Source organism: Salinicoccus sp. ID82-1 (assembly GCF_021991715.1).
GTDB classification, from domain to species: domain Bacteria; phylum Bacillota; class Bacilli; order Staphylococcales; family Salinicoccaceae; genus Salinicoccus; species Salinicoccus cyprini.
In genome coordinates this window covers 13187-26416 of record NZ_JAGFLY010000002.1, presented here as the reverse complement: position 1 = coordinate 26416, position 13230 = coordinate 13187, and the positions used below count along the sequence as shown (strand labels likewise).

Annotated in this window: 13 protein-coding genes; all 13 read right to left on the bottom strand. The window is 49.2% G+C overall.

Annotated features, from left to right (window positions below; all coding sequences use genetic code 11):
* Positions 1–23 precede the first annotated feature (23 nt).
* On the bottom strand, positions 24–299 hold the full coding sequence (locus J4760_RS05605) for an RNA-binding S4 domain-containing protein (RefSeq protein WP_145289779.1): 276 nt from the start codon (positions 297–299) through the stop codon (positions 24–26).
* Positions 289–1467 carry a MazG nucleotide pyrophosphohydrolase domain-containing protein gene (locus tag J4760_RS05600; protein ID WP_237605060.1) on the bottom strand — a complete coding sequence of 393 codons (1179 nt, stop codon included), beginning with the start codon at positions 1465–1467 and terminating at the stop codon, positions 289–291. The genes J4760_RS05605 and J4760_RS05600 overlap by 11 nt, the downstream gene beginning before the upstream one ends.
* Complete coding sequence (mfd, locus tag J4760_RS05595) at positions 1464–4934, bottom strand: transcription-repair coupling factor (RefSeq protein WP_237605059.1); 3471 nt, start codon at positions 4932–4934, stop codon at positions 1464–1466. Before mfd ends, J4760_RS05600 begins: the two co-directional genes overlap by 4 nt.
* Entirely contained in the window at positions 4927–5499 is a 573-nt protein-coding gene (gene pth / locus J4760_RS05590) for an aminoacyl-tRNA hydrolase (RefSeq protein WP_145289770.1), read from the bottom strand. The genes mfd and pth overlap by 8 nt, the downstream gene beginning before the upstream one ends.
* A gap of 63 nt (positions 5500–5562) precedes the next feature.
* Positions 5563–6231, bottom strand: a complete 669-nt coding sequence (locus tag J4760_RS05585; RefSeq protein ID WP_145289768.1) for a 50S ribosomal protein L25/general stress protein Ctc — start codon at positions 6229–6231, stop codon at positions 5563–5565.
* A gap of 118 nt (positions 6232–6349) precedes the next feature.
* Entirely contained in the window at positions 6350–7324 is a 975-nt protein-coding gene (locus J4760_RS05580; RefSeq protein ID WP_145289765.1) for a ribose-phosphate diphosphokinase, read from the bottom strand.
* 12 nt (positions 7325–7336) lie between these two features.
* Positions 7337–8698: a bifunctional UDP-N-acetylglucosamine diphosphorylase/glucosamine-1-phosphate N-acetyltransferase GlmU gene (glmU, locus tag J4760_RS05575; protein ID WP_145289762.1), complete on the bottom strand. Its 1362-nt coding sequence runs from the start codon at positions 8696–8698 to the stop codon at positions 7337–7339.
* Positions 8699–8827: 129 nt separating this feature from the next.
* The gene (spoVG, locus tag J4760_RS05570) at positions 8828–9220 is read right to left on the bottom strand and encodes a septation regulator SpoVG (RefSeq protein WP_237605058.1); all 393 of its coding nucleotides are present in this window, start codon (positions 9218–9220) and stop codon (positions 8828–8830) included.
* A gap of 61 nt (positions 9221–9281) precedes the next feature.
* Positions 9282–9662 carry a RidA family protein gene (locus J4760_RS05565; RefSeq protein ID WP_237605057.1) on the bottom strand — a complete coding sequence of 127 codons (381 nt, stop codon included), beginning with the start codon at positions 9660–9662 and terminating at the stop codon, positions 9282–9284.
* Between the two features lie 18 nt (positions 9663–9680).
* Entirely contained in the window at positions 9681–10529 is an 849-nt protein-coding gene (gene purR, locus J4760_RS05560) for a pur operon repressor (RefSeq protein ID WP_145289757.1), read from the bottom strand.
* Positions 10530–10592: 63 nt separating this feature from the next.
* Positions 10593–11438 (bottom strand): 4-(cytidine 5'-diphospho)-2-C-methyl-D-erythritol kinase, encoded by an 846-nt coding sequence (gene ispE, locus J4760_RS05555; RefSeq protein WP_145289754.1) that lies wholly within the window; start codon positions 11436–11438, stop codon positions 10593–10595.
* A 77-nt stretch (positions 11439–11515) separates the two neighbouring features.
* On the bottom strand, positions 11516–12220 hold the full coding sequence (locus tag J4760_RS05550; protein ID WP_145289751.1) for an ABC transporter permease: 705 nt from the start codon (positions 12218–12220) through the stop codon (positions 11516–11518).
* 1 nt (position 12221) lies between these two features.
* Positions 12222–13070, bottom strand: coding sequence for an ABC transporter ATP-binding protein (locus tag J4760_RS05545; RefSeq protein ID WP_145289748.1), 849 nt, complete (start codon positions 13068–13070; stop codon positions 12222–12224).
* Positions 13071–13230: the final 160 nt, after the last annotated feature.

Here is a 13230-nt window from a genome sequence, read left to right as displayed (position 1 = left end):
ATACACCATACACACGCTGTTTGCTAGAGAAAACTGGTATCCTTTTCAATTTTCTGTTCTTTTACCACTTTGTACATCCGGTCTGCGTCCTCCTTGCGCGCATGCGCCCCGAGCTGCAGAACTTCAAGCGTCACAATCTTTCTGCCGAATTCAATCTCCACGATGTCGCCGACAGACAGTTCCGTCCCTGCTTTTGCGACTCTGTCATTGACCTTCACCCGACCATCATCACTGATCTCCTTGGCGAGTGTCCGTCTTTTGATTACTCTGGACACTTTAAGAAATTTATCAAGTCTCATCGTTTTGCCCCCTCTCCTTCAGAATATCCTCCAATGGCTTCCCTTCATGGATAGTCTCCTTCATCCATTCAAGCACAATGCTGCCATAGGATTTTTCGTACTTTATCTTTTCCTTCTTGCCCTCTTTCACCTTCGCCTCGGACCATACACGGTCCAGGTCGTCAAGCGTTTCAACAGAGGCATCGCCAAATACATGCGGGTGGCGTCTGATGACTTTCGCCGTCACACTGTCCAGTACATCGAAGAAGTCGAAGTATCCATCCTTCTTGCCGATGGCACTGTGAAGGGCGACCTGCAGCAGAATATCGCCAAGCTCCTCGACGATTCCTTCATCATCCTGCCTCTCGATGGCTTCGATCACTTCATACGTCTCTTCGAGCAGATAGCGTTCAAGCGATTCATGCGTCTGCACCTTGTCCCACGGACAGCCATTCTCGCCGACGAGCGTATCGAATACTTCCGTCATATGATGGATGTCGCGCTGTGACAGCCGTGCATCTTCAACTTTCGGAATATAGAGGCAGAGCAGATTGCTCTGGATGTCCAGATGATCGATTTCATGCAGTGGTCGGCTTATGACCTGCTCATGGGTGCTGCCGGCAGCATCGACAATCTTCACCTGTGTCTCCGCGGGATAGTATTCGAGCAGTGACAGTTTGACTTCGCCGAGACTGTACTGGTCATATACCTGTGTAATCAGAGTGTGCTGATGGTGGTCGAGGTCCCGCGTCTTGAATGCCATGCCGTCAAGCACCTGGAACCCTTCATTTACAGGAACTTTCACCGCTGAAATGACTGCATCGATAAAGCTCTGGCCGCCGGATACCGATACTTCCAGTCCACCCTGTTTCTCTTGTTCGAGCAGAAGCTCGGTCGTCGTTTCATAGAATAGCGGGTGCCCCGGCACCGCATAGACCACATCCTCATGTTCTGCTGCTGCTACGAGGCTGTCGACGATTGCTTGATACGTGCCTTCGAATGTTTCATTCTGCTCATATATATGATCCAGATTGACCAGTTCAGCACCTTTCTCCTTCAAGGCTGATACAGCCGGATGATCCTCGGTGCGCAAATGGATGCGGTCCGCCTGTTCAAGGCGCCGCCATACACCAAGCGGCATCTGATCCAGGTCCGAACTTCCAAGTCCGATCACTTCTATACGCTTCATAGCACTTCCTCCATTCTACTGTTCTGTACCGCTTCAAGAATAGTGACAAGCTGATTGATATCCTTGTTCCGGATCGTTATCAGCATTTCACCGTCCTGTACGGATATTTTCATGATGCGACCATAGTCCTGTGTATCGTTGAACAGCTTCTCACCATCGATCTGCCCGGTTGCTTTCCTTGAAACCTGCAGATAGAAGTTACGACTGTCCTCTTTGACGTGGTAGATGCCGAACATCAGTGAGAAGACTTTGATACGGACAAGCTGGAGCAGACGCTCCACTTCGATCGGGTACTCCCCGAAACGGTCCAGCAGCTCGTCCTGGATATCATGGATGACATCGATCGACTCCGCCTTCCTAAGCCGCTTGTATATGTCGATCTTCGACTGCTCATGCGAAATATAGGATGCAGGGATATACGCATCAACCGTAATATCAATCGGTATATTGACCGGTTCCGGCTCAGGTTCAAGCCCCTGCTTCTCCTTGACTGCCGTCTCGAGCATTTCGGAATAGAGCTCGTAACCGACCGAATCGATGAACCCGGACTGGTGCTTGCCGAGCAGATTGCCGGCGCCACGGATGTTGAGATCCCGCATCGCAATCTTGAAGCCGCTGCCGAGTTCCGTATATTCCTTGATTGCCTCAAGACGCTTTTCTGCCACTTCGGTCAGCACCTTGTCCGGCTGGTGGAAGAGGTAGGCGTAGCTGATGCGGTTGCTCCGTCCGACACGGCCGCGCAGCTGGTACAGCTGGCTCAGCCCGAAACGGTCGGCATCCTCGATGATCAGCGTGTTGGCATTCGGCACGTCGACGCCCGTCTCGATGATGGTCGTCGTCACCAGCACATCATACTCGCCATTGACGAAAGCAAGCATCGTCTCCTCAATCTCCTTCTCATTCATCTTGGCATGCATGACGCCCACTTCGGCATCCGGCACCATTGCTTCGACATGCGCCTTCTTCTGATAGATCGTATCCACCCGGTTGTGCAGATAGAAGACCTGCCCATCGCGTGCCAGCTCCCGCTCTATCGCTTCGCGCACGAAATCACCCTGGTACTCGAGCACATACGTCTGCACCGGGAAACGGTTCTCAGGCGGTGTCTCGATGACGGAGAGATCCCTGACACCGGATAGACTCATATGGAGTGTCCTCGGAATCGGCGTCGCCGTCAGAGTCAGCACATCCACATTCGTCTTCAGCTGCTTGATCTTCTCCTTGTGTCTGACACCAAAGCGCTGCTCTTCATCGATGATCAGCATGCCGAGATCCTTGAACTCGATATCTTTTGCCAGCACCTTGTGCGTACCGACCACGATGTCGACCGTGCCCTTCTTCAAACCTTCCTTCGTCTTCTTCAGCTGGCCTGCTGTTCTGAAACGGCTCATCATATCGACGTTGACAGGAAAGTCCTCAATCCGCTCGATCAGGCTTTCATAGTGCTGGGCTGCAAGTATGGTCGTCGGCACGAGGAAAGCCACCTGCTTGCCATCCTGTACAGCCTTGAAGGCAGCCCGTATGGCCACTTCCGTCTTGCCGTACCCCACATCACCGCAGAGCAGCCGGTCCATCGGCTGCAGGGATTCCATATCCTTCTTGATCTCGCCGACCGAAGCCACCTGGTCGGCCGTTGGTTCATAAGGGAACCGCTCCTCGAATGAAGCCTGCATGTCCGTATCCATTGAAAATGCAAACCCTTCGGCCTGGCTTCTCTCCTGATACAGCTTGATCAGTTCATCCGCAATTTCATTGACGTTGGCTTCCACTTTCGCCTTCGTCTTCTTCCAGTCGGTGCCGCCAAGCTTATGCATCTTCGGCTGGCCATCATCACTCGCAACATACTTCTGCACAAGGTTCATCTGATCGACCGGAATATAGAGCTGGTCGGTCCCCTTATACTGCAGTTTCATATAGTCATTGTGTATGCCGCTGATTTCAAGCGTTTCGATGCCGAGGTAGCGGCCGACACCGTGGTGCACATGGACGACGTAGTCGCCGACATTGAGCTCCTGGTATGACTTGATCTTTTCTGCATTTGAGATTTTGCGGGCCCGCTTCTTCTTGCGTGATGTCTTGTTGTACAGCTCTTTCGAGCCGAGGACGGCCACTTTCATGAAGGGCAGAATGAAGCCTTTCGACAGCACACCCTTCGTCAGGACAATACCTGAATCCACCGGGATTTCTTCAATGTAGCTCGGAATCTTCAGATCTTCGAGCAGCTGACGGGTCTTGTCGATCTCATCATCATCCCTCAGCACCAGATTGATCATGTATTCATCATTCAGCATCCTGTTGAGATTCGAGGCAAGAATATCATATTGCCCATAATAGACTTCCGTCGGCCGGACAGATATCTTTACGATATGGCCGATCTCGACCGGCATGCTTTTTGTAAACAGGTTGAAGTAGGTGCTGCCTTTAAGCGACAGCAGACGTTCATACTGGCCCTCGAGGAAGTTGCCCCCGCCCTTGAACATGCGGCCGGCTTCAACCATCGATTCATAGTAGCTACTGACCGAATTGAACTCCGATTCGTAGGCTGCAGCCATATTCTTCACTTCGTCGACGATGACACGGTGGTCGTCAGTAATATAGTCGATGATCGATATGCCCCGGTCGGTGAGCAGCCGGCTGTAGTGGACCAGATGATTGAATGTCTGATCGGGATGGGTGACCGTGTCATAGTATTCATCCAGCGCCTCCTGTGATGTCTGGTCGAGATGCGGTCTTGTGTCCTGGTACATCTGTTCGATCTTACCGAGCAGCTTTTCACGCTCATCCCGTTCAATAATGTATTCGGCATGCGGCTTCATTTGGACGGCATCGATATTCTCGATGGAACGCTGGGTTTCGGGATCGATCGATCTCAGTGAATCCACTTCGTCATCAAACAGCTCGATCCGGATGAGCTGTTCGGACATATAGACGTCTATGATGTCTCCTCGGACCGCAAATTCTCCAAAGTGCACCGCCTGGTTCATCCTTCTATAGCCGAGGCTCACCAGATCTTCGATGAACTGGTCATATTCGAGGATGCTGCCGACTTCTATCGTCTTTTCAAAACCGAGCAGCTTGTCTTTCGGCATCATCGGTTTCAGCAGCGCATGAACCGGTACGACAAATAGCCCTGGTTCATTATGCGCCAGAGCAAAGAGGCTGCTCATCCGCGATTTCATGAATTCAGGACTCTGTTTGGCATGGTTCTCAATCATAATATCTCCAACCGGGAACGTATGGACATTATCCATCATGTCCATCAGAGGCGCAGCCAGTTTCTCCATCTGGTGGTTGTTCTGCACAAATAGAACAACCGGACGTCCTTCAGACTGCACCAGTTCATATAGCAGAGCCGGCTTGAAGTCATCATTGATGCCCGTGACCATCATGTTCAGATCATCTTTATGATTGGCGACTTCAAGAAAACGTTCATCATTCTGTATTCTTTTTGAAACTTTCTCATTCATCTACATCACCGTTATATTCCGTCATCACTTCTTCGAACGGCTCCGTCAGAAACGCAGTCGAGGCTTCGGAAGAACGTGTGACCACTTTTTCAATTACAGGCTGTTCACTTCTAGTAAATCTGCCGAGGACATAGCCGGGAATCGAGCCGCCAGGTGCCGGGCGGTCGATGCCGATCCTGACCCTTTTATACTTCTCGGTACCCAGATGCTGATTGAGCGACTTGATGCCGTTATGACCCCCGCCACTCCCCTTCTTACGAAGACGCAGTCTGCCTACAGGAAGATCCAGATCATCATATAGGACAAGGATGTCATCAACATCGATCTTGTAGTAGTCGAGGAGTGGACGTACACCTTCACCACTCAGATTCATGAAAGTCTCGGGCTTTACGAGCATCACTCTTTGACCTTTGTAGTAGCCTACACCGAAAAGACATTTGAATTTTCTGCTGGATAATTCGATGCCGAGCGCGTCCGCCATATGGTCGATCACCATGAAGCCGATATTATGCCTCGTATAGTCATACTTCTTCCCTGGATTTCCAAGTCCAATCACACATTTCATTTCATCACCTCATACAACGTTAAAAAAGGCGATGGGAAATCCACCGCCATGATCATGCTTATATTACGCTTCGTCTTTGTTATCTTCGTCGGAAGATTCTTCAGATCCTTCTGCTGCTTCTTCAGATCCTTCAGTTTCTTCACCTTCAGTTTCAGCGCCCTCTTCCTCTTCAGGCTCTTCTTCGAGCTGAGGTGGAACGATTGAAACGATTGCTTCTTCATCTTCATTCTCGATTGTGAAATTGCCTTTGGAACGGATGTCGGATACGTAGAGTGTATCGCCGATCTGCATTTCCTCAACATTGACCTGGATGGATTCCGGAATGTTGTCCGGTGTTGCTGTAACGGAAACTTCGAAGATCGGGTGTTCAACTATACCACCTTCAGCTACACCAGCTGCTTCTCCAACTGTTTCGATTGCTACATCCACTGTAACTTCGGACTTCATGTTGATTGCTACGAAGTCGATGTGTGTGATCTGGTTCTTGAGGGAGTCAGCCTGGTACTCGGTTACCATTACTTTAACCGGTTTACCGGAAACATCAAGATCGATGACACCGTTACGTCCCACTTCACGGATGACTTTGATGAATTCGTTCTCGTCTACAGCGACTGGAGTGTTGTCCACTTCATAGCCGTATACAACAGCAGGAATCTTGCCCGCTGCGCGCAGTTCAGTTACTTCTGAACGCTTTGCTTTGCCTTCTCTATTCGTTGAGGCCAATTTTGCCATGGTATATTTCCACCTTTCATTTACAGACAGTTTTGCATTACTTCATTTAACACATAGCCATGCATAATAATAGCATACTACCCGTGTGTTTGTAAAAAAAACATGCAGGATTCCGGGATCAGTTGTCAAACAGTATGCTGACGGACTCCTCTTCGTAGACACGGACAATGGCCTGGGCCATGAGTTCGCCTACGGAAAGTTCTACGATTTTGCTGCTCTTCTTCTCTTCAGGCAGCTGGATGGAGTTTGTCACTACCAGTTCCTTGATGACGGATTCTTCGATTCTCGAGATTGCCGGTCCTGACAGTACCGGATGTGTACAGCATGCATAGACTTCCTTGGCACCCTTATCGAGCAGTGCCTGTGCTGCAAGCTTCATCGTGCCGCCAGTATCGATGATGTCATCGATGATGATGGCAGTACGCCCTTCAATTTCACCTACAATATTCATCACTTCCGCAACATTCGGTTTCGGACGGCGCTTGTCGATGATGGCGATCGGTGTCTTCAGACGATCCGCCATCTTGCGTGCACGTGTCACACCGCCGTGGTCCGGGGAAACGACAACCACTTCATCAAAGTTGAAGTCCTTGTTCTCCTGGAAGTAGTCACTCAGAATCGGTACCCCCATGAGGTGGTCGATCGGAATATCGAAGAATCCCTGGATTTGTGGTGCGTGCAGGTCGAGGGAAATGACACGGTCCGCACCAGCTGTTTCAATCAGGTTGGCAACCAGTTTGGCAGTAATCGGCTCGCGGGAACGGCTCTTCCTGTCCTGACGTGCATAGCCATAGTAAGGCATTACGATATTGATTGTTGCTGCAGAGGCACGCTTCAGTGCATCAATCATGATCAGAAGCTCCATCAGGTGTTCATTTACCGGCTGGCTTGTCGGCTGGACAATGAACACATCGCATCCACGGACGCTTTCTTCTATATTGATCTGGACCTCTTCGTCGGAAAATCGTTTGACCTGGCATTTTCCAAGTGGAATGCCGATATGTTCAGCAATCTCCCTTGCAAGGGGTTCATTGGCCTGCAGGGAAAAAAGGCGTAGATTTGAATTCTTGTACTGGTTGCTAGAAGCTAACATGTTCTTCCTCCATTAATTATCTTTTTTGTAGTATCCGTCTTTTGTCGTCTGCCTGTTTCTGGCAATCGCAAGGCTGTCGTCAGGCACCTCATCTGTAATTGTGGAGCCGGCGGCTATGAACGAACGCGCGCCGATCTTCACCGGTGCCACCAGATTCGAATTGCATCCGATGAATGCATCCTGTCCGATTTCAGTCCTGAATTTGTTCTTGCCGTCATAGTTTACGGTGATGGTGCCGCAGCCGATGTTGGAACGCGCGCCGATGGAGGCGTCTCCGATATAGCTGAGGTGGGAGACCTTGGCTTCATTTTCAAGTTTGGCTTTTTTGACTTCGACAAAGTTGCCGATCTTCACTTCTTCACCAAGCTCCGATTCAGGTCTGAGCTGGGCGAACGGTCCGACTTTTGTTCCTCTGCCCACTTTTGAGGATGTAACAACGGACTGTCTGATTTCCACTCCATCGCCGATGATGGAGTCCTTGATCTCGGAACCGGAGGAAATCATTGCACTCCTGCCGATTTCCGTTTTGCCGCGAATGATGGCACCTGGATAGATGACCGTATCGCTGCCGATTTCAACTTCCTTGTCGATATACGTCATTTCCGGGTGGATCAGCGTTACACCGTTCTGCATATGCAGTGTATTGATGCGTTTTCTCATGACCTCTTCGGCATTGGCCAGAGCGACCCTGTCATTGATGCCGAGTGTCTCTTCAAAGTCAGGTGTCACATATGCTTCCACCCGTGCCCGCTGATCACGCAGAATGGAGATGACATCAGGAAGATAGTATTCGTTCTGCGCATTATCGTTATTGACCTTGTCGAGTGCTTCAAACAGCGTGCGGTTATCAAAGATGAATGTCCCGGAACTTACCTCTTTGATCTCCCGTTCCAGATCAGTCGCATCCTTCTCCTCCACAATGCGCTTGACAGAACCATTCTCTTTTCTCACAATACGCCCATAGCCGAATGGCATCTGTGTACGTGAAGAGAGGATGGTCGCCTTCGATCCGGTCTCGAGATGATAGTGCATGAACGCCTGCATCGTCGTATCACTGATGAGTGGAGTGTCTCCGCATACGACCATCGTATGGCCGTCCTTATCATGAAGCGTATCCTGCCATTGGCGTACTGCATGCGCTGTACCAAGCTGTTCTTCCTGGATTGTCGTATGTATACTCTCACCCAGGTAGTTGCTGACTGTTTCAGAACCATGTCCAAGGACTACGTAGATGTCTGAAATGCCTGCTTCCCTCAAATTGCCAATGACGTGCTGGATCATTGGAGTACCGCACACTTCATGCAGTACCTTGTACTTTTCGGACTTCATCCGTGTACCTTTTCCGGCCGCCAGGATAATTGCTCTCGTTTGCATAGTCTACCTCCATTTTATAACTAACCCAATTATATTTTAGAAGCGGGGGAGTTTCAAGGTGTAAGCGGATACAACCACAAAGTTCTTCATGGCAAAAAACCCACAAAGCATGTGCTTTGCGGGCTGCCGCTATTTATCGTCTTCAGTGTTGTCCTGTCCTGATTCTTCCTGATGGTACTCTGCGTCTTCACGGCTTACTGCATCCTTCGTCGGGTCGACAATCGTTTCGGATGTTTCAGGCGCGTCCTCTATCTGTGGTTCAGGGTCTTCCGTCTCTTCATATACCCGCATCACTTCTTCCTGGACGTGCTGGCGCATATCGGAATGGATCGGGTGGGCAATGTCCCTGAACTCTCCGTCAGGTGTTCTTTTGCTCGGCATTGCTACAAACAGACCATTATTCCCTTCAATGACCCTGAGGTCATGGATGACAAATGCATCTTCAAAAGTAATGGATGCCAGTGCTTTCATTCGAGTGTCTTGGTTATTTACTTTCCGCAGTCTAACATCTGTTATCTTCATCGTTTGTTCCCCCAATAATAGTTATTGTTGGATCGTATGTGTACTGCTTCAGCCAACCAATCTATTCGTTCATTTCAGATGCAATCACTTCAATTTCCACTTTCACATCTTTCGGTAAACGACTGACTTCTACACATGATCTTGCTGGTAGTTTACCCGTAAAATAGGCGCCGTAAACTTCGTTGATCAGTGGGAAATCATTCATATCACTGATGAAAATCGTGGTTTTGACAATATTTTCATAACCCATGCCTGCTGCTGCGAGAACATGACCGACGTTCTCCATCACCTGCTTGGTCTGTTCCTGGACATCATCGGAGACGATCTCCCCTTCAAGGTTGAGCGGAATCTGACCTGAGGAATAGAACATATTCCCCACTTTCATGCCGTGGCTGTAGGGTCCGAGTGCTTCTGGTGCTTTTGAAGAATTGATGGTTTCCATTGTACGGATCTCTCCTGACTATGCTTTATATTTATCATTTCCACTTTCAATATACTCTAAACAGTTGCCCTCTTCCACCAGGAAGGACTGGTTGAATTCATCGATCTCCGATACTTTCAATAGAGAGGTGTAGTCATTGAAACGGCGGTTTTCCACCTGTTTCGCCTCGACAAGCACACTGACCCCGATCACTTCTGCAGAAAACTCCTCCATCAGATTGATCACACCTGTAATAGAGCCGCCGGCCCGCAGGAAATCATCCACAACGAGCACTTTGGAGCCTTCCTTCAAAGTGCGTTTCGACAGGACCATCGTCTCTATCTTACGCGTCGATCCCGACACATAGTTCACAGAGACAGTAGACCCTTCCGTCACCTTGTTATCCTTGCGGATGACGGCCACTGGCACATTCAGTTTTCTTGCCACTGCATTGGCAAACGAGATGCCTTTGGTTGCGATGGTGACGACCGCGTCGATTGTTTCATCACCATACATCGTTGCAATCAGTTCGCCGATGTCATCCATCAGATGCGGATTGCCCATGATATCGGACATATAGAGATATCCGCCCGGGAGCAGCCGCTCCTTCGTTTTAAGTACTTCCATGAAGTTCCCGACAATTTCTCGAGCCCGCTGGCAGCTGATCTTCGGCTGGAATGTGACACCGCCACCTGCACCGGCTGTGGTCCGCACAGTGCCGATGCCTTCATTCTCAAAAACATCCTTGATGATGCGGATGTCTTCGCTGATTGATGATTTCGCCTGGGTAAACTTGTCTACAAAATATGTAAGTGGAATCAGCTGATTCGGATGGGAAGTGAGATGCTGGGTCATGAAGACCAGTCGTTCACTGCGTTTGAATTTCATAAAATAACTCCTGATACCGTATTTAATATAGCGATTTTACCATAAAAGTTCGGTTTTCAGCAATCATCCGAGCAATCTTACTTTGTAAACTTCGTGACAGCAGCCTTTGATGGCATTATATAATTGTGTCGCCTGCCGTTCCTTGTGGGTGAAACCGAAAACGGTCGGACCGCTTCCACTCATCATTGCACCATCCGCACCGTTGTCGAGCATGGTATCAATAAGCTTTTTGACATCAGGATGCTTTTTCATGGTCACTTCCTGCAAGTCATTCTTCATCAGCTTCATCATCATCTGGTAGTTTCCTGCTTCTATTGCTTTGACCATATCCTCTGAGGCTGGATGGTTCTTGCCCGGTTCCAGTGCCTGATAGATGGTCTTTGTAGAAACGTTCACTTTCGGTTTGGCCAGGATCACCCAGGCATTCGGCGGTTTGCATAGATGTTCGATCCTTTCTCCCCTGCCTGTTGCCAGTGCCGTGCCTCCGTAGACGCAAAATGGGATATCAGAACCGAGCTGACCGGATAGTTCGGCCAGCTCGTTGATATCAGCGCCCAGATCATAGAGCGCATCGATCCCCCTGAATGTAGCGGCAGCGTCAGCTGACCCCCCTGCAAGCCCTGCAGCGATGGGTATGTTCTTTTCTATCGCAATGGTAACGCCAGTATCGATACCGTACGTACGAATCATCAGAGCCGCCGCCTGATAAGCCAGGTTGCGCCGATCCGAAGGCACATACTGGTGTTCGGTTTCAATGACGATTCTTTTATCATTTCTCTTCTCAAAAGTCAGCTGATCATTCAGATCGACGGTCGTCATGACCATGTTCACTTCATGGTAGCCGTCTTCCCTTTTGAACAGTGTATCCAATGTCAGATTGATTTTTGCTGGTGCAGTTTCAAAATGCATACTTTCACATCCATTATACGGTCATTTTTGTATCAGTTTATCATAAATCGGAACGATACAATATGACTTTGGGACATCTATTTCGCCTCGTCACTCATACGTTTCCTGAAAGCCCATGTGACATAGAGGAAACTGGCAAGTGTCCAGGCGGCCAGAATGAGCAAGGGAACCACTGTTTCGCCGTCATGGATCGCTATATTCTGATAGAGCGGCAGGTAATCGGTGATCTGTCTTACAAAGTGGTCCGGTTCAGGTACGACTATTTCAACCATTGGAGTAAATCCGAATATGAACATGATCGGCAGCAGATAGACTGAAGTCGTTGCCACACTATCAACGGTGAGACCGACGGCTATGCCGACATTGAGGAAAAATAGTGCGAGCAGCAGCAGAGCTCCGATTGAGGCCACCGACCATTCGAGCGCCGCGTTCATGAGCAGAAAGGCGGCAGTGAGGGAAGCGGCAGTCATCAATGTAACGACAAGGCTTTTACCAATCAGGATATCCATCATCGAGGCAGGCGATTGAATCAGCCCTCTTAACGTATTCTTCTCATTCTCTTCAGCCATCATGGTCATGATGCCGCTGCAAAGTATCGCCGAAAACGCGACACCTACAATGAGATAGACGAGCATTGCGGGAAGGGCTGCCTCTCCATCACCCATGCGTGAATACATGAATGCCAGAAAAATAGGGAGCAGTATTGTCGTGAAAAGCATCATATTGCGGGTGAACTCTTTAAGGTCCTTTTCAAAAATTGCCATGATTCTACCTGTATTCATATCAGACAAGCTCCTTTCCTGTTACTTTTTTGAACACTTCACCAAGTGTCGGGTAGTCACTCTTCATATTGACGACATTCGTGTCGAACAGTGCTGCTTCAAGCTGTACTTTATTTTCCGGACTCAGTGATATTTGCTTTGTCCTACCATCGTCATAGGTGATATGCATGTCATTGGTTTTATAGGATTGTCTCAGTGCATCCGGCGACCCATTGTCGATGATGATCCCCTCGTTCAGAAATGCAACTGTATCGCACAGTACCGTCGCCTCGTCCATATTGTGTGTCGTCAGCATGATTGTCGTACCCCGTGCTTTGATTTTGAGGAGCATATCATGGATGCTGTCTGTCGTCACAGGGTCGAGCGCACTCGTCGGCTCATCAAGGAAGAGTACTGCCGGTTCATGCAGCACCGCCTTGCAAAGCAGTATACGCTGCTTCATACCTTTGGATAGATCCTTGACCCGCTTGTTGATATGCTTTTCCAGTCCGACATCCTTCAGCACCTGATCCACTTTTGATTGTTCTGTGTTATACAGCTTCCTGAAAAGTGCCAGATTGTCCTTTACTGTAAGACGTTCATACAATGAGCTGTTATCGGAAAGTATACCGAGCGACCTGACATATTCGGATTTTTTGAATGCGCCATGCTGATAGCCGAGCACCTCCACAAGGCCCCCGGACGGTTCCAGTTCCCCGGTCAGTATTTTGATGGTAGTGGTCTTGCCTGAGCCACTCGGTCCGAGCAACCCGAAAATCTCTCCTTTACCGACCTCGAAGGAAATGTCTTTCAACGCCTCTTCATTATCAAATTGTTTTTTCAAGCCTTCCACACTAATTACAGACTTCATAAATTCGACCTCCATTTCTAGGATGTCTCCATTCTAGAACGGTGGGATGACAGCTGCGATATATACTGGATGAAATGTTGCCAGATTGCTCTTAGAAGTATGGATACAGGGATAAACTGCTGTTTCATCTGCTGAAGTGTACTCTATTCCAGACAGAGTG